Origin of the sequence: Mycolicibacter terrae, from assembly GCF_010727125.1 — a bacterium.
GTDB classification, from domain to species: domain Bacteria; phylum Actinomycetota; class Actinomycetes; order Mycobacteriales; family Mycobacteriaceae; genus Mycobacterium; species Mycobacterium terrae.
This window is the reverse complement of the sequence record NZ_AP022564.1, coordinates 2,412,879-2,433,805: the sequence shown is the minus strand read 5'-3', so window position 1 is coordinate 2,433,805 and position 20,927 is coordinate 2,412,879. Positions and strand designations below refer to the sequence as shown.

General features: G+C 69.8%; 22 protein-coding genes and 1 tRNA gene. 13 read left to right on the top strand and 10 right to left on the bottom strand.

Features of this window, described 5'->3' with window-relative positions; genetic code table 11:
* Positions 1–399 precede the first annotated feature (399 nt).
* A tRNA-Leu gene (locus G6N23_RS11705) sits at positions 400–485 on the bottom strand.
* 114 nt (positions 486–599) lie between these two features.
* Here G6N23_RS11705 and G6N23_RS11700 point away from each other — a divergent pair.
* Positions 600–1,946: a M20/M25/M40 family metallo-hydrolase gene (locus G6N23_RS11700; RefSeq protein ID WP_085262716.1), complete on the top strand. Its 1,347-nt coding sequence runs from the start codon at positions 600–602 to the stop codon at positions 1,944–1,946.
* A 38-nt stretch (positions 1,947–1,984) separates the two neighbouring features.
* Positions 1,985–2,515, top strand: coding sequence for a YbhB/YbcL family Raf kinase inhibitor-like protein (locus G6N23_RS11695; RefSeq protein WP_085262715.1), 531 nt, complete (start codon positions 1,985–1,987; stop codon positions 2,513–2,515).
* A 96-nt stretch (positions 2,516–2,611) separates the two neighbouring features.
* Here the strand turns inward: G6N23_RS11695 and G6N23_RS11690 are convergent, their stop codons facing one another.
* The 3 genes from G6N23_RS11690 to G6N23_RS11680 are packed head-to-tail and all read right to left on the bottom strand — an operon-like array spanning position 2,612 to position 4,981.
* The gene (locus G6N23_RS11690; protein WP_085262714.1) at positions 2,612–3,679 is read right to left on the bottom strand and encodes a quinone-dependent dihydroorotate dehydrogenase; all 1,068 of its coding nucleotides are present in this window, start codon (positions 3,677–3,679) and stop codon (positions 2,612–2,614) included.
* A 4-nt stretch (positions 3,680–3,683) separates the two neighbouring features.
* Positions 3,684–3,950 carry a DUF5703 family protein gene (locus G6N23_RS11685; RefSeq protein WP_085262713.1) on the bottom strand — a complete coding sequence of 89 codons (267 nt, stop codon included), beginning with the start codon at positions 3,948–3,950 and terminating at the stop codon, positions 3,684–3,686.
* Positions 3,947–4,981, bottom strand: a complete 1,035-nt coding sequence (locus G6N23_RS11680; protein WP_234808738.1) for a YncE family protein — start codon at positions 4,979–4,981, stop codon at positions 3,947–3,949. Before G6N23_RS11680 ends, G6N23_RS11685 begins: the two co-directional genes overlap by 4 nt.
* A gap of 131 nt (positions 4,982–5,112) precedes the next feature.
* Here G6N23_RS11680 and G6N23_RS11675 point away from each other — a divergent pair, with 131 nt between their 5' ends.
* A complete protein-coding gene (locus G6N23_RS11675) occupies positions 5,113–5,403 on the top strand; it encodes a hypothetical protein (RefSeq protein ID WP_085262712.1) in 291 nt (96 codons plus the stop codon).
* Here G6N23_RS11675 and G6N23_RS11670 read toward each other — a convergent pair.
* Positions 5,345–7,711, bottom strand: a complete 2,367-nt coding sequence (locus G6N23_RS11670) for an MMPL family transporter (RefSeq protein WP_085262711.1) — start codon at positions 7,709–7,711, stop codon at positions 5,345–5,347. The two genes, G6N23_RS11675 and G6N23_RS11670, sit on opposite strands and share 59 nt — an antisense overlap.
* Positions 7,712–7,910: 199 nt before the next feature.
* Between G6N23_RS11670 and G6N23_RS11665 the strand changes: the two genes are divergently transcribed.
* From G6N23_RS11665 to G6N23_RS11655, 3 genes are read left to right on the top strand one after another with little or no spacing between them, the layout of a single operon-like run.
* Entirely contained in the window at positions 7,911–8,882 is a 972-nt protein-coding gene (locus G6N23_RS11665) for a type III polyketide synthase (RefSeq protein ID WP_085262710.1), read from the top strand.
* A gap of 4 nt (positions 8,883–8,886) precedes the next feature.
* Positions 8,887–9,387: an isoprenylcysteine carboxyl methyltransferase family protein gene (locus G6N23_RS11660; RefSeq protein ID WP_085262709.1), complete on the top strand. Its 501-nt coding sequence runs from the start codon at positions 8,887–8,889 to the stop codon at positions 9,385–9,387.
* A complete protein-coding gene (locus tag G6N23_RS11655) occupies positions 9,384–10,400 on the top strand; it encodes an NAD(P)/FAD-dependent oxidoreductase (protein WP_085262708.1) in 1,017 nt (338 codons plus the stop codon). Before G6N23_RS11660 ends, G6N23_RS11655 begins: the two co-directional genes overlap by 4 nt.
* Positions 10,401–10,419: 19 nt before the next feature.
* Here G6N23_RS11655 and G6N23_RS11650 read toward each other — a convergent pair whose 3' ends face one another.
* The 4 genes from G6N23_RS11650 to G6N23_RS11635 are packed head-to-tail and all read right to left on the bottom strand — an operon-like array spanning position 10,420 to position 13,857.
* Positions 10,420–11,130 (bottom strand): anti-sigma factor family protein, encoded by a 711-nt coding sequence (locus G6N23_RS11650; RefSeq protein WP_085262707.1) that lies wholly within the window; start codon positions 11,128–11,130, stop codon positions 10,420–10,422.
* Positions 11,127–11,657, bottom strand: coding sequence for a sigma-70 family RNA polymerase sigma factor (locus tag G6N23_RS11645; RefSeq protein WP_085262706.1), 531 nt, complete (start codon positions 11,655–11,657; stop codon positions 11,127–11,129). The genes G6N23_RS11650 and G6N23_RS11645 overlap by 4 nt, the downstream gene beginning before the upstream one ends.
* A gap of 59 nt (positions 11,658–11,716) precedes the next feature.
* Positions 11,717–13,345, bottom strand: coding sequence for a carotenoid oxygenase family protein (locus tag G6N23_RS11640; RefSeq protein ID WP_085262705.1), 1,629 nt, complete (start codon positions 13,343–13,345; stop codon positions 11,717–11,719).
* Entirely contained in the window at positions 13,342–13,857 is a 516-nt protein-coding gene (locus G6N23_RS11635; RefSeq protein ID WP_095173839.1) for a sigma-70 family RNA polymerase sigma factor, read from the bottom strand. The genes G6N23_RS11640 and G6N23_RS11635 overlap by 4 nt, the downstream gene beginning before the upstream one ends.
* 184 nt (positions 13,858–14,041) lie before the next feature.
* Between G6N23_RS11635 and G6N23_RS11630 the strand changes: the two genes are divergently transcribed.
* Genes G6N23_RS11630 through G6N23_RS11600 form a run of 7 tightly spaced genes read left to right on the top strand, consistent with a single transcriptional unit; the run spans position 14,042 to position 20,023 of the window.
* Entirely contained in the window at positions 14,042–14,896 is an 855-nt protein-coding gene (locus G6N23_RS11630) for an undecaprenyl-diphosphate phosphatase (protein WP_085262777.1), read from the top strand.
* On the top strand, positions 14,893–15,579 hold the full coding sequence (locus G6N23_RS11625) for a histidine phosphatase family protein (protein ID WP_085262704.1): 687 nt from the start codon (positions 14,893–14,895) through the stop codon (positions 15,577–15,579). The genes G6N23_RS11630 and G6N23_RS11625 overlap by 4 nt, the downstream gene beginning before the upstream one ends.
* A gap of 50 nt (positions 15,580–15,629) precedes the next feature.
* Positions 15,630–16,223, top strand: a complete 594-nt coding sequence (locus G6N23_RS11620; protein WP_085262703.1) for an Rv2134c family protein — start codon at positions 15,630–15,632, stop codon at positions 16,221–16,223.
* A complete protein-coding gene (locus tag G6N23_RS11615) occupies positions 16,207–17,025 on the top strand; it encodes an Rv2133c family protein (protein WP_085262702.1) in 819 nt (272 codons plus the stop codon). Before G6N23_RS11620 ends, G6N23_RS11615 begins: the two co-directional genes overlap by 17 nt.
* A 46-nt stretch (positions 17,026–17,071) precedes the next feature.
* Entirely contained in the window at positions 17,072–17,848 is a 777-nt protein-coding gene (locus G6N23_RS11610) for a 3'(2'),5'-bisphosphate nucleotidase CysQ (protein WP_085262701.1), read from the top strand.
* 23 nt (positions 17,849–17,871) lie between these two features.
* Positions 17,872–19,107, top strand: a complete 1,236-nt coding sequence (gene mshC / locus G6N23_RS11605) for a cysteine--1-D-myo-inosityl 2-amino-2-deoxy-alpha-D-glucopyranoside ligase (protein WP_085262700.1) — start codon at positions 17,872–17,874, stop codon at positions 19,105–19,107.
* Positions 19,108–19,147: 40 nt separating this feature from the next.
* Positions 19,148–20,023 carry an SDR family oxidoreductase gene (locus G6N23_RS11600; protein WP_085262699.1) on the top strand — a complete coding sequence of 292 codons (876 nt, stop codon included), beginning with the start codon at positions 19,148–19,150 and terminating at the stop codon, positions 20,021–20,023.
* Between the two features lies 1 nt (position 20,024).
* Here the strand turns inward: G6N23_RS11600 and G6N23_RS11595 are convergent, their stop codons facing one another.
* Positions 20,025–20,891 carry a PAC2 family protein gene (locus G6N23_RS11595; protein WP_085262698.1) on the bottom strand — a complete coding sequence of 289 codons (867 nt, stop codon included), beginning with the start codon at positions 20,889–20,891 and terminating at the stop codon, positions 20,025–20,027.
* Positions 20,892–20,927: the final 36 nt, after the last annotated feature.

Sequence of the window (20,927 nt, the reverse complement as noted above, 5' to 3'; positions counted from 1 at the left end):
GGCGCGTTGGCGTGGTCGGCGATCAGAGCGCGTAGGCATGCCGTGCGGAGGTCTCTGTCGATCCGGTCGGTCCATCTCTGGCATGTGTCCCCACCAACGAGCGCCGCATGTGCGTCGCGTCAGACGCTCCCGCGGTGATCTAGGAGGTTCCATCCGCGCTTCGCCAGTTCGAATGCTGCGCAGAAGGGATTGGCCATCACGCTAAATGTTCCCCCAACCTTAAAGGTAGCGATTCCGGTGCCGTCGCTTGCGCCGGTCCGTTGCATTGCCCGTGTGTTGTACATGGGCAACCGGGGCGGAGCGCGCTCAGGTGTACGCAAGCCTGGGCCTGCGTCTTGATTACGATCCCCACCTGTGACAAGTCAAGGCGACGGCCGACATAAGTCGTGTCGCCGGATGTGTCCGAGGGGGGACTTGAACCCCCACGCCCATTAATAGGGCACTAGCACCTCAAGCTAGCGCGTCTGCCATTCCGCCACTCGGACCGACCCGGACCAGCCGGGCAGCTAAGGCTAACGGATGCTGATCGCCGGACCCAAACCCAGCCCGCGCAACTGTCGTCGGAAGGCCCGCGCGCGGAAGTGGTAGGAAAGGTAACTGTGACGGTTAGCCCCGATCCTGCCGGTGACGCAGTCGACGAGGTCGTCGAACTGGTCAGCACCCTCATCCGTTTCGACACCTCCAACACCGGAGAGCCCGAGACGACCAAGGGCGAGGCGGAGTGCGCCCGGTGGGTCGCCACCCAGCTCGAGGAAGCCGGCTACCAGACCGAGTACGTCGAGTCCGGAGCGCCGGGGCGCGGCAACGTCTTCGCCCGGCTGGCCGGCAGCGACCCGAGCCGCGGAGGGCTGCTGATCCACGGCCACCTCGACGTGGTGCCCGCCGAGGCCAGCGAGTGGAGCGTGCACCCGTTCTCCGGGGCGGTCACCGACGGCTACGTCTGGGGCCGCGGCGCGGTCGACATGAAGGACATGGTCGGCATGACGATCGCGGTGGCCCGCCACCTGGCCCGCGCCGGGATCACCCCCCCGCGCGATCTGGTGTTCGCCTTCCTCGCCGACGAGGAGGCCGGCGGGAAGTACGGCGCGCACTGGCTGGTGGAGAACCGGCCGGATCTGTTCGCCGGCGTCACCGAAGCGATCGGGGAGGTCGGCGGTTTCTCGCTGACCGTGCCGCGCCGCGACGGCGGGGAGCGCCGGCTGTATCTGATCGAGACCGCGGAGAAGGGCCTGTGCTGGATGCGGTTGCGGGCCCACGGCCGCGCCGGGCACGGCTCGATGATCAACGACGACAACGCCGTCACCGCCGTGGCCGAGGCGGTGGCGCGACTGGGCCGGCACCGGTTCCCGCTGGTGCTCACCGACGCGGTGCTGCAGTTCTTGGCCGCGGTCAGCGAGGAGACCGGCCACGACATCGACGTCGACTCGCCGGACTTGGAAGGGATGATCGAGAAACTCGGACCGATCGCCCGCATCGTCAACGCCACCCTGCGGGACACCGCCACCCCGACCATGCTGCACGCCGGCTACAAGGCCAACGTCATCCCCGCGACCGCGGAGGCGGTGCTGGACTGCCGGGTACTGCCCGGGCGCCAGGCGGCATTCGAAGCCGAGGTCGACGAACTGATCGGCCCCTACGTCACCCGGGAATGGGTCACCAACCTGCCGCCGGTGCAGACCACCTTCGACGGCGACCTGGTGGACGCGATGAACGCCGCGCTGCTGTCCTGCGACCCCGACGCCCGGACCGTGCCCTACATGCTGTCCGGGGGAACTGACGCAAAGGCATTCGCCCAGTTGGGTATTCGGTGCTTCGGCTTCGCCCCGCTACGGCTGCCGCCGGATCTCGACTTCTCCGCGCTGTTCCACGGCGTCGACGAGCGCGTTCCAGTCGACGCGCTGGAGTTCGGCACCCGCGTGCTGCACCACTTCCTGACACACTGCTGACCAAACGACGAAGTTGATCCACTACGAGAGGACCAGTCATGACCACAGCCCCCGACCCGTACGCCGCCCTGCCCGAGCTGCCGACGTTCACGCTCACCTCCACGTCGGTCACCGACGGCCAACCGCTGGCCACGGCGCAGGTCAGCGGAATCATGGGCGCCGGGGGACAGGACGCCAGCCCGCAGCTGAGCTGGTCGGGTTTCCCGGAGGAGACCCGCAGCTTCGCGGTCACCGTCTACGACCCCGACGCGCCCACCGCGTCCGGGTTCTGGCACTGGGCGGTGGCCAACCTGCCGGCCACCTGCACCGAGCTGCCCGAGGGTGTCGGTGACGGCAGCCTGCTGCCCGGGGAGGCGCTGACCCTGGTCAACGACGCCGGGATGCGCCGCTACGTGGGTGCCGCGCCGCCGGCCGGTCACGGCCCGCACCGCTACTACATCGCGGTGCACGCCGTCGACGTCGAGAAGCTGGAACTGGCCGAGGACGCCAGCCCGGCCTACCTGGGCTTCAACCTGTTCATGCACGCCATCGCACGCGCGGTGATCGTCGGCACCTACGAGCAGAAGTAGTGCAGAACTAGACCCAACTCCCGCGAGCGTGCGTGTTTGTACGGCCGCGACCGGCGAGTCGCGTACAACCACGCACGCTCGCGCGAGGGAGGCGGGCTAGCGGGCGGCGGACCCGACGGCTTCGGAGAGTGACCCGAACCCGCCTTGGTGCAGTCGGCGGGCCAACCCGTCGTGGATGTCGCGGGCCCACAGGCCGCCGCCGTAGATGAACCCGGTGTAGCCCTGCAGCAGCGAGGCGCCGGCGGTGATCCGCTCCCAGGCATCGTCGGCGGTCTCGATCCCGCCGACGCTGATCAGGGCAAGCCGGTCACCGACGCGGGCATACAGCCGCTGCAGCACCTCGAGGGCCCGGCGGGCAACCGGCGGACCGGAGATGCCGCCCGGCCCGAGGTCGGCCACACCCGGGGTGGCCAGCCCGTCGCGGGAGACCGTGGTGTTGGTGGCCACGATGCCGGCCAGGCCCAGCTCCACCGAGAGGTCGGCGACGGCATCGAGGTCGTCGTCGGCCAGGTCCGGGGCGATCTTGACCAGCACCGGCCGGGTGGTTTCGGCGCGCACCGCGGCCAAGATGGGCCGCAGCGCCTCGACCGCCTGCAGGTCACGCAGCCCCGGGGTGTTCGGCGAGCTGACGTTGACCACCAGATAGGCGGCCAGTGGCGCGAGCAGTCGTGCGCTGGCGCGGTAGTCGGAGACCGCCTCCTCGGCCGGGGTGGTCTTGGTCTTGCCGATGTTGACTCCGATCGGCACGTCGGCGTGATGCCTGGCCAGCCGGGCGGCCAGCGCACCGGCGCCGTGGTTGTTGAACCCCATCCGGTTCAGCAACGCGCGGTCGTCGGGTAGCCGGAACAGCCGCGGCGCGGGGTTGCCGGGCTGTGGCGCCGCGGTCACGGTGCCCACCTCGGCGTAGCCGAAACCCAGTGCGCCCCAGGCCTTCAATCCGACGCCGTCCTTGTCGAAACCGGCGGCCAGTCCGAGCGGGCCGGGGAAGTGCACCCCGAACACCGTGCTGGCCAGCACCGGGTCGTGGGGCGCCAGCCGGCGCTGCAGCACCCGGCGGGCCGGCGACGGTGCGGTGGCGCCGCGTAACGCGGCGAACGTGATCGTGTGAATGCGTTCCGGGGGCACCAGGAACAGCGCGCGGCGCAGTGCGCCGTACCACCCCATCCGCCTACAGCCCCGGCTGGTCGACGCAGCGGTTCCCGTTGACCGCTTTCGATGGGGACTTCTTGCGGCGCAACAACACCCGCCTACTGCCATCGGTGTACAACCGCACCCGGGTCAACTCCCAACCTCGATATTCGGCCTCGATCGACAACCGGGTCGAGGCGCCTATGCGGGTGATCTCCGGCGGCAGCCGCAGCGGAATCCATTCGTATTCATCGGACAGTTCGTTGTCCCAGCCCGCCGGCAGCCGGCGTGGCCGCAGCGCGGTCAACGTTGCCCCGTCGCATGCTCGATGACCTGGGCCCCGGCTCCGGTGCCCGACACCACGTACAGCGTGTCCGAGGTGTCGTCGAAAGCCAGGGTGTTGGGCTGCTGCACGGTCGGGTATCGCACCTTCTCCACGGGGATTCCGGTGCTCAGATCGTAACCGACCACGGTGTTCGTCGCGGTTTGCGACACCCACGCGAAGCCGCCCGACCCGGCCACCCCGTAGGGGGCCTGCGGCACCGGATAGGCCTGTCGCAGCATCAGCGGGTCGGCGCCGTAGACCAGCAGCTGGCCGCCACGGGTGTCCGCGGCGAGCACCGGTCCGTGCGGAGCGGCCGCCAGCGTCGTGGCGCCCTGGCCGGCGCGCAGTGCGTACTGCGGTTTGCCGTCGGGGCCGATGGTGGTCACCGATGTCTGACCGCGGTCCAGCACGACGGAGGTATTGTCTTGCGCGACAAGCTCGTCGACTCGGGCGAAGATCTTCGCCCGCTCGGCGGTCCGGGTGCCCTCTGAGGTCAGCGTGTGCACCGCGCCGTCCGCGGTACCCAGCACCATCGTGCCGTCGCTGCGCCGTGCGATCGCGGTGAAGTCGACGTCGGCGGCATCGTCGACGCCGATCCGGTTGATGCGGCGGGTGGTCAGGTCGACCGTGAAATAGCCGCCGCGGCTCGACAGGTAGGCGACACCGGCGCCGTCGCCGGTCACCGCGGTCGCCGGGCCCGGCAGTGCCAGCACGGTGGGGCCGGGCGCGCCGACCAGGTTGACGGTTGCCGGGGTCTGCGCGTCGGCACCGGGACACAGCACCACCAGCACCCCGGTGGCGGCGTCGAAGACCGCGCCGGTGGCCCGCCCACCCAGCGGCCGCACTGTGCCCGCCGGCCGCTGGGATATCGCGGGCGAGACCGCGGGCTGTGCCGGCGGGATCGTCGGCGGCGGCGCGGTGACGGGATTGGACGAGCATGCCGTGAGCACCAGCAGCAGGGACAACAGCAGGCCTCGACAGAATGGGCCGGGCCGGCGGGGGGAGTGCTTCAGCACGGGCAGCTCTTCCAGCTCTTCGCGGTCGGTGATCGACTCGGGGGCGAACCCTGAGTCTAAGGAGGGCGCCGACGCCGGTTCGGCATGTCCCGGTAACAATAAGTTCAGTTAGGTGTAACGTCGCGGTCATGACTGTCGCCGAGGACTGGCAGCTGGAGTGTTCGGAATTCCTCATCGAGGAGATCTGGACCGGTGCGTTCGCGAGCGGATTCGGCGAGGTCGGCGACGGCCGGAGCTTCTCCTTCCGCATCGAGCAGCAGGCGTTGATGGTCGAGATCTACCGACCCAGGCTCCAGTGCCCGGTCCCGCACGACGAGGACGTGGTGGCCAGGGCCAGCCGCAGCCTGGTGGGCCTGGACCTCAACGACGAGCGGAGTCTGGCTGCGGCCGTGCGTGACGCGGTGTCGGTCGCCCGTTGAGCGCGGCGCGATAGCCGACCGCCTCGGCGAACACCGACTCGGCGGGGGTCTGCCCGGACCGGCGGTGCCGCCCGCTCTTGGTGGCCACCGGGGTGTGGTCCTCACTGATGCCGATCCGCTCATGCAGCCGAACCAGCGGTCCGGGCGCCCACCAGTTCGCCCGGCCCATCAGATGCATGAAGGCGGGTACCAGCACCGTGCGTACCAGCGTGGCGTCGGTCAGCACCGCCAGGGTCAGCCCGACGCCGAACATCCGCATGAACGACACGTGCGCGGCGATCAGCGCGGCGAACGATATCGACATCACCAACGCCGCGGCGGTGATCACCCGCCCGGTTCGGGCCAGCCCGAGCGCCACGCTGGCGTCGTTGTCGGCCGGGGTGCGGCCGGAGGCCAGCCAGTACTCCCGGATCCGCGCGATCAGGAACACCTCGTAGTCCATCGACAGCCCGAACGCGACGCAGAACAGCAGCACCGGCATGTTGGCGACCAGCGTCCCGGTCGGCGTCGTGCCGAGCGCGCCGAAATGGCCGTCCTGGAAGATCCAGACCAGCGCCCCGAACGCGGCCGTCAAGGACAACACGTTGAGCATCAGGGCCTTCACCGGCAGCACCACGCTGCCGGTCAGCAGGAACAGCAGCACGAAGGTGATGGCCGCGATCACCCCCAGCACCAGCGGCAATCGTGAGGTGATGGCGGCGACACTGTCTCGATTGGTCTGTGCCAACCCGGCGAACTCAACGGTCTTCCCGGCCGGCGCGGGGATCCGGTGCAGCTCGTCGAGCTGTTCGTCGGAGGCGGCCGAGAACAGCGGGGCGTTGCTGGCGATGGTCACCAGCGCGCTGCCGTCGACCAGGCCGGTCGGTGCCGCGGGCGGGCCCACCGGCTGCCCGTCGACGAACGTGGCGGTCGGCGCGGTCACCGCCGACACGTGGGTCACCGCCGAGAGGCTGGCCGCGTAGCGCTCGAGATCGGCGTGGGACAGTCCGCCGGCGTCGCGGATGACCGCGCTGATGTTGGCTGCCGAGTCCTCGGCGAACCCGGTGCGCAGCCGGTCGCCGACCTGATGCGCCGATGCCGAGCGGGGGAGCGCCCGGTCATCGGGGAATCCCCATTTGACTCCGAGGAACGGCACCCCCAGCAGCACCAGCACGGTGACGCCGACCAGTCCGATCGGCACCGCGCGCCGGATCACCGCCGTCGTCGACCGGTGCCAGAACTGCTGTTCGACCGGTTTGGCCACGGGCTCGTCGCGCCCCAGCAGTCGCCGGGCCACCCGGTGCATGTCCAACGCGTCCAGCCGGGGGCCCAGCACCACGATCAGTGCCGGGGTCACCACGATGGCCGCGCAGGCGACGAACAGCACGGTGGCGACCCCGGCGTAGGCGAACGATTTCAGGAAGTACATCGGGAACACCGCCATGACCGCCATCGACAACGCGACGGTGGTCGCCGAGAACAGCACCGTACGGCCCGCGGTGGCCATGGTTCGGGTCAGCGCGTCGTCAGGTGACTCGCCGGCGGCGAGTTCGTCGCGGTAGCGGCTGATGATCAGCAGCGTGTAGTCGATCGCCAGCGCCAGGCCCATGGCGGTGGTCAGGTTGAGCGCGAAGATCGACACGTCGGTGTAGAAGGTGAGCGCTCGCAGTATCGTCATCGACCCGACGATCGCCACGGCCGCCACCGCCAGCGGCAGTGCCGCCGCGACCAGCCCACCGAACACCCAGACCAGCACCAGAAAGCTCAACGGGACCGCGATGGATTCCATCACCAGCAGGTCGTGCTGATTCTGCTCGTTGATCTGCGCGTACATCACCGCGTCGCCGCCGGCCGCGACGGCCACCCCGTCACGGTCGAACACACCCGCGTCGGTCAGCGAATCCAGCAGGGACTTGGCGTAGTGCTGGGCGTTGTTCTCACCGCCCTTCAGCTGGGCGATGATCAGCCCCGAGGTGCCGTCGGTGCTCACCAGCCCGGGCGAGCCGGTCCAGGTCGAGGAGGTCCCGTAGACCCACGGTGAGGCTTTCAGGTGATCGACGATCGCGGTACCGGTCGAGGTGGCCCGATCGCTGGTGGCGCCGCCGGCGTCGGTGACGGTGATCAGCATCTGCTGGTCACTCTGGCCGAATTTGTCGACGAGGACCTCGCCGGCCCGCGCCGATTCCGAATTCGGATCGGTGAACCCGCCCGCCGACAGCTTTCCGGCTACCGGTGCGCCGAAGATGGCCGAGCCGATCAGCACCAAGGCGGCCACGGCGACAACGCGTCGCGGCGCGGTGAGTGCAGCCCGAGTGACTCCGCGCAGCATCGCGGGATCCTTCCGATTCAGGTGTCGCCAATCCCCTAGTTGCGTACGGAATGGACGGCGCTTTGGTTCATGTGATTCACACTCTAGGTCGGTATTGAACCCTGAAGTCGGCGACGGCGTAATCCAGAATGTGACTACATTTCCTACCGTTGCCTCGGCGACCGTCGCGTTTCCGCCGCACCGCTACAGTCAAGACGAAATGACCGCGGCCCTAGCGGGTTTCGCTGGACCGGAATTTGAGCGCTTCGGCGCCGCCAGCGGAGTCTCCCATCGCCGGCTGGCGCTGCCCCTGGAGCGGTACGGCGAGCTGAGCAGCTTCACCGAGGCCAATGACGTCTATCTCGATGTGGCACTGGAACTCGGTGAGCGAGCCCTGCTGTCGGCGCTGGACGCCGCCGGCCTCGAGCCCGCCGAGGTCGACATCATCTTTTCGACGACGGTGACAGGCCTTGCCGTGCCGACCCTGGAGGCGAGGCTGGCCGCGCGCGTGGGGCTGCGGCCCGACGTCAAGCGGGTCCCGCTGTTCGGCCTCGGCTGTGTCGCCGGTGCCGCCGGGCTGGCCCGCATGCATGACTATCTGCGCGCCTTCCCCGGTCACGTCGCGGCGTTGCTCGCAGTGGAATTGTGCTCGTTGACCATTCAGCGCAATGACAATTCGGTGGCCAATCTGGTCGCGTCCAGTCTGTTCGGAGACGGCGCCGGTGCGGTCATCGCGACCGGCGGCGAACGCTCGACGGCGGGGCCGACGGTGCTGGCCACCCGCAGCCACCTCTACCCGGACACCGAGGACGTCATGGGGTGGCACATCGGCACCGACGGATTCCGGATCATCCTGTCCGCCGACGTGGCGACCGTCGCCGAGAAATATCTCGGTGAGGACGTCCGCCAATTCCTCGCCGACTACGGACTGGAGCCCTCCGATGTCACCAGCTGGATCTGTCACCCCGGTGGCCCGCGGGTGATCGAAGCCGTCGAGAACGGCTTGGACCTGAGCGCCAATGCGCTGGATCACACCCGGAAATCACTGCGGGACAACGGAAATCTGTCCTCGGTCTCGGTGCTCGACGTGCTGCGTGAAACGCTGGCCGATCCGCCCCCGCCCGGATCGGTGGGCTTGATGATGGCCATGGGGCCGGCGTTCTGCTCCGAACTCGTCCTGCTGCGCTGGTAAGCCCATGTACACCCTGTTGATCGTCGTGGTCGGCATCGAACGGTTGGTGGAACTGGTGGTGTCGCGGCGCAACGCCGCCTGGGCCTTTGCGCACGGCGGTGCGGAGTTCGGGCGCGGCCACTACCCGGTGATGGTGGTGCTGCATGCGGCGCTTCTGGCCGGCTGTCTGATCGAGGTGTGGGCGGCCCCACGCGCCTTCATCCCGAGGCTGGGCTGGCCGATGCTGGCGGTGGTGGTGGCGAGCCAGGCGTTGCGCTGGTGGTGCATCGGCACGCTGGGCCCGCGATGGAACACCCGGGTGATCGTGATCCCGCAGGCGGACCTGGTACGGGCCGGCCCCTACCGGTGGTTGCATCACCCCAACTATGTGGCCGTGATCGCCGAAGGACTGGCTCTGCCACTGGTGCACTCCGCCTGGATGACCGCCGTGGGTTTCGGCGTGGCCAACGCAGTGCTGCTGGTGGTGCGGATCCGGGTGGAGAACACCGCGCTGGGGTATGCATGACGACCTTCGACGCCGACCTCCTGGTCGCCGGCGGCGGCCCCGGCGGTCTGGCCGCCGCGTTGTGCGCTCGCCGGCAGGGACTTTCGGTGATCGTGGCCGAGCCGCGCGCCGACCCGATCGACAAGGCCTGCGGGGAGGGACTGATGCCCGGCGGGGTGGCCGAACTGGCCGCGATCGGGGTCGACCCGGCCGGGATGCCGCTGGCCGGGATCGCCTACGTGGGTGAGCGGCACCGTGCCGAAGCGCGGTTCTCCGGTCCGCTCGGGCAGGGGGTGCGCCGCACCACATTGCAGGCCGCGCTCACCGCACGCGCAGAAGAACAAGGCGCCCAATGGGTTACCACGAAGGTCTCGAGCGTCGAACAGGACCGCCACGGGGTGACGGCAGCGGGAATCCGGGCGCGGTGGCTCATCGGCGCCGACGGGCTGCACTCCACGGTGCGCCGTGCGGTCGGGATCCCGGCAGTGGCCGGGGCCCCCCGGCGCTACGGGGTGCGCCGGCATTACACGGTGCCGGCATGGTCGGAGTTCGTCGAGGTGCACTGGTCCCGCTGGGGCGAGGCCTACGTCACGCCGGTGCAACCGGATCTGGTGGGCGTGGCGATCTTGTCCTCACGCCGCCCCGACCTGGCCTGGTTCCCCTGGCTGGCCCGCCATTTGCAGGACTGCGGCCGGGGTCCGGCCCGGGGCTGCGGCCCACTGCGACAGGTCGTTTCGCGTCGGGTCGCCGGGCGGGTGCTGCTGGTGGGTGACGCCGCCGGGTACGAGGACGCGTTGACCGGCGAAGGCATCAGCCTGGCCGTCAAACAAGCCGCCGCGGCCGTGGCCGCGATCGTCGACGACAACCCGGCCTCCTACGAGCAGGCGTGGCATCGGATCACCCGCCACTACCGCCTGCTGACCCGCACACTGGTGCTGGCCAGTTCACCGCGCGCCGCCCGGCGAGCCATCGTGCCGGCCTGCGCGGCCCTGCCCGCCGTGTTCGGCGGCATGGTGCACAGCCTGGCGCGCTGACCCGGTACCCGGGTAAGGATCACAGCGTGCGCTGCAACAGCACCTCGCCGCTGTCCGCCGACACCACCTGCACCGACGCGATCTGATCGGCCGACATCGAGGTGCTACCGGTGGGCGTAGCCGTATGTCCGGGGTTCGCCACCCAGCTGGCCAGGCGGTTGCGGCTGCCATCGCGGCCCACGACGACCATCGCCAGCAGATCATGCGGGGCGCTGCTGTCGGCAAGGCAGACGCAGCGCAGCTCGATCAGCGTGCCCCAGTCCTGGTCGCTGAGCGCGACGGTCGACGCCAGCAGTGCGGTGTTGACCTGGACCATCGGCATCGCCGCGACTTTCGGCGGCGGTGGCGACTGAGTGGCGACACCGACGAACACGCCGGTGGCCAGTACGGCGGCCGCGGCCGCGGATCCCAGCCACGACAGCCGTGGCCGGAACCGGGGGCGCGGCGCCGGCAGCGCCGGTATCGGATCCTCGTCGCAGTCCGCATCGAGCAACGCCAGGTCCTCGAAGTCGAGGTGGGACAACAGTGCCGGCATCTCCTCGAGATCGGCGACCGCGCCCTGGCACCACGGGCACCCACTCAGGTGCCCCTCGAACGCCTCCCGGTCGGTCGCCGACAGCGACCCCAACACGTAGGCGGCATCCCACATGGCGTAGGCATGTCCGATGTCCGGTGCGTCACCGGGCTCACCGCGCCCATCCGGCGTGGTGTGACCCCATCGCTGTGTCATCGGGTCACCCCCATCTCTTGTAATGCGATCCGCAGCGCGCGTACGGCGTAGTGCAGCCGCGACTTAACGGTACCCTCGGCGATCCCGAGATCGGCGGCAATGCGCGCGGTGGTGCAGCCGCAGTAGTACGACCGGCGAACCACCTCGCGATGCTCGGGGGACAGTCGCCCGAACGCCTTGGCGATCAGCATCCGATCCAGGGTCGCGTTGACCTCATCGGGGCCGGCGGGCTCGGGTGCGTCCTCGAGCGAGCCGACCTCATGGCGCGCCCGGGAACTGCGGCTCTGGTCGATGATCAGATGGCGGGCGACGGTGAACAGCCAGGCACGGGCCGTGTTACCGGTGATCTCCAGGTGTGTCCAGGCCCGCAGCAGCGTCTCCTGGACCACGTCTTCGGCGCGGCCCCGGTCGCCGGTCAAGCGCAGGGCATAACGCCGCAGGGCCGCCGCGTGCTCGTCATAGAGCGCCGTGATCTGGGCGTCTCTGGTGTTCACCGTGGCGGTGACCGTGCCGGCCGCAATAGGCATGCGATTTACCTCCCGGTGATGACACGAAAGACCACCCCGGCTGGTTCACCGCCGCCCGATCAGGCGGTGAGCCAGTTGCCGTGGAACCCGTGCGGCACCCGCCGCGGCATCCGGACGCGGGCCACCGGCTCGCCGGTGAAATCGGCGGCGTCGATGATCACCAGGTCGCTGGCGTCGCGGGACGGGTCGTAGACGTAGCTCAGGTACCAACCGGCCAATTCGTCGTCGGACCGGCCGTCCGCCGGGACGAAGACCGCCTCGTCGGCGGTGCCGCGCAGGCCCTCGGCGCCGAACCGGTGCTCCTCGGCGGTGCCGTCGCGCAGGTCGTAGCGCACCAGGGCGTTGGTGCCGACGGTGACGGCGTAGCGGGCCGGGCGACCGGATCGCCTCTCGTCGATCCGCGGGAACTCCACGCCGCGGTCATCGAGCTGAACCTGCTCGACGGTGCCTGTTCGCAGATCGATCGTCCAGCGCCACAGCGCCGCGTAGGCATCGAACGCGCTGTCGTCGCGCCACAGCTCCGGGTATCGGATCACCTGCAGCACAATCGAATCGCCTGCCGGCGACGCGACGTCGTAGGCGTTGACGATGTGGAAGACATAGCACGGGTCGATGTCGAACCAGCGCAGTTCCCCGAACGGGTCGTCGCGGCGCAGGACGCCCAGTCGGGCTCCATAGGAGTCGTCCCACCGGTAGGGCAGATCCGGGTTGTCGGCCATGGTCACAGCCAGATCCAGGTCGAACAGCATGGGCAGGTCCAGGAACACGATGTGCTCGCCGGTGAGCGCGAAGTCGTGCATCAGGGTGAGCGCCGGAACGTCGATGGGCCGGCTGAGGGTCAGCTCACCGCCGGCGTCGGCACGGTGGTAGGTGACGTGCGGTTGCACCAGGCTGCCGTACCCGAAGAAGTGCAGCTCACCGGTGTCGGGGCAGATCTTGGGGTGGGCGTTCATCGCGTCGGCCAGCTTGCCGCCGAAATCGTAGGCGCCCAACGTCTCGAGGTCGTTGGTGATCTGGTACGGCAGCGACGTCTCCATCAGCGCCAGGGTCTTCCCGGCGTGGCGCACCACGTGGGTGTTGGCGACGCTGGAGCGCAGGTTGCGGCGTCCGTCGGCGCCGTACAGCGGTGACGGATGCTCGAAGCTGTCGGTATGCACCCAGCGGTTGCGATACCAGGCCGCGCGGCCGTGGATCAGCCGGATCCCGTGCACCATGCCGTCGCCGATGCACCAGTGGCCGCCGGCGGTTCGCGGATTCGGGCCGTTGCGCAGGTACCACCCGTTCAGTTCGGCAGGGATGACCCCGTCCACGGGGAGGTCGAAAGCGGTCGATTCATCGGCCACCGGAGCGTAATTGCCGGTCCGGAAGAGCGGCATGACCGTCTCCACCGGTGGAGCCGCCGCGGGCAGCGATCGGACGCCACCGGGCGCCGGGCACAGTGCCGGGCTCGCATCTAGGGCGGTCACCTCGTCGCGGGACAGCAGCGAGAGCAGCCGGGGCAGCGGGGCCAGTTCGGTGACCGCGCCCCGGCACGACGAGCAGCGGTCCAGGTGTGCCTCGAATTCGTGACGGTCCGCGTTGGACAGCGATCCCAGCACGTAGGCGGCGTCCCAGGTCGTATAGGGGTGACCGTGACCGTTGCTGTTGCCGTTGCCGTTGATCGGTCCCGGGTCGAAGTGGCCCGTCATCGCGTCACTCCCATCTCGTCCAGCGAATTGCGCAGTGCGTGCAGGGCGTAGTGCAGTCGCGATTTCACGGTGCCTTCGGCGATCCCGAGGTCGGTGGCGATCTGGGCGGTGCTCCAGCCCTGATAGTAGGAACGCCGCAGCACGGCACGATGGTCTGCGGACAGCGCGGCCATCGCGTCGGTGATCAGCATCCGGTCCAGCGCCATGCCGAGGTCGTCCGGGCCGGGCCGTTCCGGCGGCCCGTCGCCGTTGGTCGAGAGCTTTTCGGAGCGGAACCTCTTGCTGCGGTATTCGTCGATGACGATGTTGCGCGCGACGGTGAACAGCCAGGCCCGCGCCGACCGGGAGGCGTCGTCGACGACCTCGGGATGCTGCCAGGCACGCAGCAGCGTCTCTTGGACCACGTCCTCGGCCCGGGAGCGGTCACCGGTCAGCCGGAGGGCATAGCGGGCCAGGGCGGCAGCGTGTTGGTCATAGAGCGTCCGCATGGCGCCGACTTCCGGAATCTCCATCACCAACCTTCCGGTGGGGAATACGACAGAACCGCCCCCGGGGTTCACTGCCGGTGACGACGGCAGCGGTGAATTCAGTGTGCGCCGGTCCACCGGCTCGCGCCACTCCCGCGATCGGTGCTGGGGGGAGGCCCACGGTACGGTCTTTGGCGTGTCTGAGGTCGTGCCGGTGCTGGAGCCCGCGATGTCATGGCCCCAGGTCATCGTCCTGGCGATCGTCCAGGGGCTCACCGAGTTTCTGCCGGTCTCGTCCTCGGGGCACCTGGCGCTGGTGTCACGGCTGTTCTTCGCCGGTGACGCGGGAGCCTCGTTCACCGCGGTGACCCAGCTCGGCACCGAGGTGGCCGTGCTGGTCTATTTCGCCAAGGACATCGCCAGGATCGCCACGGCCTGGCTGTCCGGGGTGGCGTCGGCGCTGACCGGGACACGGCTGGCCGCCGACCGCGAAGCCGACTACCGGATGGGCTGGTACGTCATCATCGGCACCATCCCGATCTGTGTGCTGGGCCTGGTGTTCACCGACCAGATCCGCTCCGGGGTCCGCAACCTGTGGGTGGTGGCCACCGCGCTGGTGGTGTTCTCGGCGGTGATCGCCGCCGCCGAGTACCTCGGCCGGCAGACCCGCCACGCCAAGCAGCTGACCTGGCGCGACGCTGTCCTGGTGGGCTCGGCACAGACCCTTGCGCTGGTGCCCGGCGTGTCGCGGTCCGGCGCGACCATCAGCGCCGGGCTGTTCGCCGGACTGGACCGGGAGCTGGCCGCCCGCTTCGGATTCCTGCTGGCCATCCCGGCGGTGTTCGCCTCCGGGCTGTTCTCCCTGCCCGACGCGTTTCACCCGGCCGGCGCCGGGATGAGCGCCGCCGGGCCGCAACTGGTGGTGGCCACCCTGATCGCCTTCGCGGTGGGCTGGGCGGCGGTGGCGTGGTTCCTGAAGTTCCTGGTCACCCACAGCATGTACTGGTTCGTCGGGTATCGGGTGCTGGCAGGGACGACGATCCTGGTCCTGCTGGCCACCGGCGTGCTGGCGGGCCGGCCATGACCGTCATCCTGCTGCGGCACGGCCGGTCCACCGCGAACACCGGCGGGGTGCTGGCAGGGCGAACCGAAGGCATCGAGCTCGACGACCGGGGGCGGGAGCAGGCGGCACAGCTCGTCGACCGGCTCGACGGCCTGCCGATCAAGGCCCTGGTGCGCTCACCGCTGCTGCGCTGCCGCAGCACCCTCGAACCGCTGGCCGCCGCGCTCGGGCTGCAACCGGTGATCGACGACCGGCTCGCCGAGGTCGACTACGGGACCTGGACCGGGCGCAAGATCACCGAGCTGACGTCGGAACCGCTGTGGCGGGTGGTGCAGGCTCAGCCCAGCGCGGCGATCTTCCCCGAGGGCGAAGGACTGGCGCAGGTGCAGGCTCGTGCGGTCACCGCTGTGCGGGACCACGACCGGCGGCTGGCGCAGCAGCACGGAGCCGACGTGCTGTGGTTGGCGTGCACCCATGGCGATGTCATCAAGGCCGTGATCGCCGACGCACTCGGTGTGCACCTGGACGGTTTCCAGCGCATCACCGCCGACCCGGCGTCGGCGAGCGTGATCCGCTACACGCCGTTGCGCCCGTTCGTCATCCACCTCAACCACACCGGCGCCTCGCTGGCCGCCGCGGTCAAGGATTCGCCACCCGCGGACGGCTCGTCGAGCGACGCCGTGGTCGGTGGGTCCACCACCTAGCCGACGCGGATACCGGTGCGGTTGCCGACTGCCGGTATTTTGGAGATGCCATGTCTCGAGCAATCCACGTCTTCCGCACGCCCGACCGCTTCGTGGCCGGGACCGTCGGCCAACCCGGGAATCGCACCTTCTACCTGCAGGCGGTGCACGACGAGCGGGTGGTCTCGGTGGTGCTGGAAAAGCAACAGGTCGCGGTGCTCGCTGAGCGGATCGGCGCGCTGTTGCTGGAGGTCAACCGTCGATTCGGTACGCCGGTACCGCCGGAACCGGCCGAGATCGACGACCTGAACCCCCTGGTGACACCGGTGGACGCCGAATTCCGGGTCGGAACCATGGGATTGGGTTGGGACTCCGAGGCGCAGACTGTGGTGGTCGAACTGCTCGCGGTCAGCGACACCGAATTCGATGCGTCGGTGGTGCTCGACGACACCGACGAGGGCCCGGACGCAGTGCGGGTGTTCCTGACCCCGGAGTCGGCGCGGCAGTTCGCCACCCGGTCCAACCGGGTCATCTCGGCGGGCCGCCCGCCCTGCCCGCTGTGCGACGAGCCGCTGGATCCGGCCGGCCACATCTGCGTCCGCACCAACGGCTATCGGCGGGGCGCCTTCGGGCCCGACGATGAGCCCGATGACGCCGACCTCTGACGATCGGGAGGCGCTGCGCTCCGGGGAGCTGGACGTCCTGGGCCGCATCCGCTCGGCGAGCAACGCCACCTTCCTGTGCGAGGCGACGCTGGGGGAGCACCGCACCCACTGCGTGTACAAGCCGATCGCCGGCGAGCAGCCGCTGTGGGACTTCCCGGACGGCACCCTGGCCGGTCGCGAGCTCGCCGCGCACCTGATCTCGGTCGAGCTGGGCTGGAACCTGGTGCCCTACACCATTATTCGAGACGGCCCGACCGGACCCGGCATGGTGCAGCTGTGGGTGGACCAGCCCGGCGACGGCGGCGACGCGCCGTCGGGACCCGATCTGGTGGATCTGGTGCCGGTCGGCAAGATCCCGCGCGGCTACCTGTCGGTGCTGCGGGCCTACGACTACGCCGGTGACCCGGTCGTCCTGGTGCACGCCGATGACGCCCGGCTGCGCCGCATCGCGGTCTTCGACGTGGTGATCAACAACGCCGACCGCAAGGGTGGGCACATTCTGTGCGGCATCGACGGAACGGTGTACGGGGTGGACCACGGGGTGAGCCTGCACACCCAGGACAAGTTGCGCACCGTGCTGTGGGGCTGGGCCGGCAAGTCCCTGAAGGACATGGATGCCGACACGTTGCAGTCGCTGTCGCGGTTGGCCGAGGCGCTGGACGGTCCGCTGGCCGGCACCCTGGAACCGCATCTGACCTCCGCCGAGCTCAACGCCCTGCGCCGGCGCGTCCGGGACCTGCGGGAGCATCCGGTGATGCCCGTGCCGAACAGCCATCGACCGATACCCTGGCCGGCGTTCTGACCGGCTCGCGGTCGGGCGCCCCGGCGCGGTCGGGGATACTTCCAGGGTGACGCTGACCGATGCGGCGCTGGCCGCCGAACTGGCCGTCGAGGCCGGAAAGCTGTTGCTGGAGGTCCGCGACGAGGTGGGGTTCGGTCACCCGTGGCGCCTCGGCGACGCCGGGGACGCGCGCGCCAACGACCTGATCCTCGACCGGCTGCGGGAAACGCGGCCCGATGACGCCGTGCTCAGCGAGGAATCCCCCGACGATCTGGCCCGGCTGCGCTCCGACCGGGTCTGGATCATCGACCCGCTCGACGGCACCCGCGAGTTCACCACGCCCGGTCGTGACGACTGGGCGGTGCACATCGCGCTGTGGCAGCGCGACGGCCTGCCCGGCGGGGCCGGGGCCATCACCGATGCCGCGGTGTCGCTGCCGGCCCGCGGCAACGTCGTCTTCCGCACCGACACCGTCACCTCGGGCGCCGAGCCGGCCAGTCCGGACCCCATCCGGGTCGCGGTCAGCGCCTCCCGGATGCCCTCGGTGGTGCGCCTCATCCGGGCCGTCCTGCCGATCGAGCCGGTGCTGATGGGCTCGGCGGGCGCCAAGGCGATGGCCGTGGTGCGCGGTGACGTGGACGCCTACCTGCACGCCGGCGGGCAGTGGGAGTGGGATTCGGCGGCACCGGCCGGAGTGGTGCTGGCGGCCGGCCTGCACGCGTCCCGGCTGGACGGGTCGCCGCTGCGTTACAACCGCCCCGACCCGTACCTGCCCGACCTGCTGATGTGCCGGCCGGATGTGGCGCCGACATTGCTGGACGCGATGCGGCGGACAGTCCTGTAGCGGACGGCCTTACAGTCGAGGGCATGCAATCGTGGTCCGCGCCGGCTGTTCCGGTCCTGCCCGGGCGCGGCCCGGCGCTGCGCCTGTATGACACCGCCGACCGGCAGGTCCGCCCGGTGTCGCCGGGCCCGACGGCCACCATGTACGTCTGCGGCATCACCCCCTACGACGCCACCCATCTCGGCCACGCTGCCACCTACCTGGTCTTCGACCTGATTCACCGGCTCTGGCTCGACGCGGGTCATCAGGTGAACTACGTGCAGAACGTCACCGACGTCGACGATCCGCTGCTCGAGCGCGCCGACCGCGACGGCGTGGACTGGCAGAGCCTGGCGGCCGATCAGGTCGAGCTTTTCGGCGCGGACATGGCCGCGCTGCGGATACTGCCGCCGCAGCACTACGTGGCGGTCACCGAGGCCGTGGACGAAGTAGTAGAAGTGGTGGAAAAGTTCCTGGCCGCCGGATCGGCCTACATCGTCGACGGTGAGCACCCCGACGTCTACTTCCGCGCCGACGCCACCGATCAGTTCGGCTACGAGTCCGGCTTCGACCGCGCCACCATGCTGGAGCTGTTCGGTGAGCGCGGCGGAGATCCGGACCGGGACGGCAAGAGCGATCCGCTGGACGCCCTGCTGTGGCGCGCCGCCCGGCCCGGTGAACCCAGCTGGCCCGCGCCGTTCGGCGCCGGGCGGCCCGGCTGGCACGTCGAGTGCACCGCGATCGCCCTGAGCCGCATCGGCACCGGCCTCGACATCCAGGGCGGCGGATCCGACCTGATCTTCCCGCACCACGAGTTCTCCGCCGCCCACGCCGAATCCCTCACCGGGGAGCGCCGATTCGCCCGGCATTACGTGCACGCCGGAATGATCGGCTGGGACGGTCACAAGATGTCCAAGAGCCGCGGCAACCTGGTGCTGGTCTCGAAGCTGCGTGCCCAGGGCGTGGACCCGGCGGCGATCCGGCTGGGCCTGCTGTCCGGGCACTACCGCAGCGACCGGTTCTGGGACGACGAGATCCTGCAGGCGGCCGGGGCCCGGCTGACCCGCTGGCGTGCCGCGACCACGCTGCCGGCCGGGCCCGACGCCGGTGACGTCATCGCACGGGTGCGCCGCTATCTCGCCGATGATCTGGACACCGTCAAAGCGCTTGCCGCCCTGGATGGTTGGGTTACCGACGCACTCGAGTACGGCGGGCACGACACCGCCGCGCCGAGGCTGGTGGCCACCGCGGTCGACGCACTGCTGGGCATATCCCTCTAGGCGCTATCGCCCCGAGCTGCGCCGGGAGTATTTTGGCCGCATGGTTGCCATTCACTCCCAAGTCATCTTCATCACCGGCGGCGCGCACGGTATCGGCGCCGAGGCGGCCCGGAGGCTGCACACCCAGGGCGCCAAGCTGGTGCTGACCGACCTGGACCAGGCCCAGCTCACGGCGCTGTCCGACGAACTCGGCGGTGACCGGGTGCTGGCCGTCGCCGCCGACGTGCGCGACCTGGATGCCATGCAGGCTGCCGCCGATGCGGCCGTCGAGCGCTTCGGGCGCATCGACACCGTGGTGGCCAACGCCGGCATCGCCAGCTACGGGTCGGTGCTCGGCGTCGATCCCGTGGCGTTCCGGCAGGTCATCGACGTCAACCTGGTCGGGGTGTTCAACACGGTTCGGGCCACCCTGCCCGCCGTCATCGACCGCCGCGGCTACGTGCTGATCGTGTCCTCGCTGGCGGCGTTCGCCGCGGCCCCGGGAATGCTGCCCTACGACGCGTCGAAGGCCGGGGTGGAACACCTGGCCAACACGCTGCGCCTCGAGGTGGCCCACCTCGGAGTGACCGTCGGCTCGGCGCACATGTCCTGGATCGACACCGCGCTGGTCCGCGACACCAAGAAGGACCTGCCGAGCGCCAACGAGATGCTGTCCAAGCTGCCGTGGCCGATGAACAAGACCACGTCGGTCGGGGAGTGCGCCGACGCCTTCGTCAAGGGCATCGAAGAGCGCCGTACCCGGGTGTACTGCCCGGGCTGGGTGGGGCTGTTCCGCTGGCTCAAGCCGCTGTTGTCCAGCCCGTGGGGTGAGGCGCCGGTCCGCAAGGTCGCCGCGGAGGCGGTGCCCCGGATGGACGCCGAGGTCGCCGCGCTGGGCCGCTCCACCAGCAGCTACACCGGTTCCATCGAGAAGTGAGTCAGCGCCGGCGGCGGCGCAGATAGCGCTCGAACTCGGCGGCCAGCGCGTCGCCGTCGATCTTGTTCAGCGCCTCGGTCATGTCGACCTCGGCGTCGCCGCGTTCCTCCAGCGAGATCACGTAGTCGGCGATCTCTTCGTCCTCGCTGGCCATCTCGGTGACCGCCTCCTCCCACTCCTCGGCTTGGGCCGGCAGATCGCCCAGCGGCACCTCGACGTCGAGGGCGTCCTCGACGCGACGCAGCAGCGCGACCGTCGCCTTGGGATTGGGCGGTTGCGAGACGTAGTGCGGCACCGCCGCCCAGAACGTCACCGCCGGAATCCCGGCCGCCACACACGCGTCCTGGAATACGCCGGTGATCCCGGTGGGGCCCTCGTAGCGGGTCTCGGTCAGGCCGAAGCGGCTCGCCGACTCCGCCGAGTACGCCGCCCCGGACACCGGCACCGGACGGGTGTGGGGGGTGTCGGCCAGCAGCGCACCCAGGATCACCACGGTGTCGACGTCGAGCTGCTCGATGACCGCCAGCAGTTCCGCGCAGAAGGTCCGCCACCGCATGTTGGGCTCCACGCCGTGCATCAGCACGATGTCGCGGTCGCTGCCCGGCGGCCGGCAGTGCGAAATTCGCATCGACGGCCACACCAGCTCGCGGGTGACGCCGTCGAGCTGGCGGATCACCGGCCGATTCACCTGGTAGTCGTAGTAGGCCTCGTCGTCGATGTCGACGATCAGCTGAGCCCCCCAGATGCTGGACAGATGCTGCACCGCATCGCTGGCGGCGTCGCCGGCGTCGTTCCAGCCCTCGAATGCGGCCACCACGATGGTGTCGTGCAGGTCGGGAAACGCAGTGCCGTCGTCCGGTCGGGTCACCAACTCAGCCTAAGGCCTGCGTAAAGATCATGGGCT

Bases quoted from the DNA above. Each gene is read 5' to 3' on its own strand.
- G6N23_RS11635 (WP_095173839.1), bottom strand. From the start codon at position 13,857: ATGGAGATTCCGGAAGTCGGCGCCATGCGGACGCTCTATGACCAACAC.
- G6N23_RS11630 (WP_085262777.1), top strand. From the start codon at position 14,042: ATGTCATGGCCCCAGGTCATCGTCCTGGCGATCGTCCAGGGGCTCACC.
- G6N23_RS11675 (WP_085262712.1), top strand. From the start codon at position 5,113: ATGACTGTCGCCGAGGACTGGCAGCTGGAGTGTTCGGAATTCCTCATC.
- G6N23_RS11645 (WP_085262706.1), bottom strand. From the start codon at position 11,657: ATGCCTATTGCGGCCGGCACGGTCACCGCCACGGTGAACACCAGAGAC.
- G6N23_RS11650 (WP_085262707.1), bottom strand. From the start codon at position 11,130: ATGACACAGCGATGGGGTCACACCACGCCGGATGGGCGCGGTGAGCCC.
- G6N23_RS11665 (WP_085262710.1), top strand. From the start codon at position 7,911: ATGACCGCGGCCCTAGCGGGTTTCGCTGGACCGGAATTTGAGCGCTTC.
- G6N23_RS11690 (WP_085262714.1), bottom strand. From the start codon at position 3,679: ATGGGGTGGTACGGCGCACTGCGCCGCGCGCTGTTCCTGGTGCCCCCG.
- G6N23_RS11600 (WP_085262699.1), top strand. From the start codon at position 19,148: ATGGTTGCCATTCACTCCCAAGTCATCTTCATCACCGGCGGCGCGCAC.
- G6N23_RS11695 (WP_085262715.1), top strand. From the start codon at position 1,985: ATGACCACAGCCCCCGACCCGTACGCCGCCCTGCCCGAGCTGCCGACG.
- mshC (WP_085262700.1), top strand. From the start codon at position 17,872: ATGCAATCGTGGTCCGCGCCGGCTGTTCCGGTCCTGCCCGGGCGCGGC.
- G6N23_RS11620 (WP_085262703.1), top strand. From the start codon at position 15,630: ATGTCTCGAGCAATCCACGTCTTCCGCACGCCCGACCGCTTCGTGGCC.
- G6N23_RS11615 (WP_085262702.1), top strand. From the start codon at position 16,207: ATGACGCCGACCTCTGACGATCGGGAGGCGCTGCGCTCCGGGGAGCTG.
- G6N23_RS11670 (WP_085262711.1), bottom strand. From the start codon at position 7,711: ATGCTGCGCGGAGTCACTCGGGCTGCACTCACCGCGCCGCGACGCGTT.
- G6N23_RS11655 (WP_085262708.1), top strand. From the start codon at position 9,384: ATGACGACCTTCGACGCCGACCTCCTGGTCGCCGGCGGCGGCCCCGGC.
- G6N23_RS11625 (WP_085262704.1), top strand. From the start codon at position 14,893: ATGACCGTCATCCTGCTGCGGCACGGCCGGTCCACCGCGAACACCGGC.
- G6N23_RS11660 (WP_085262709.1), top strand. From the start codon at position 8,887: ATGTACACCCTGTTGATCGTCGTGGTCGGCATCGAACGGTTGGTGGAA.
- G6N23_RS11640 (WP_085262705.1), bottom strand. From the start codon at position 13,345: ATGACGGGCCACTTCGACCCGGGACCGATCAACGGCAACGGCAACAGC.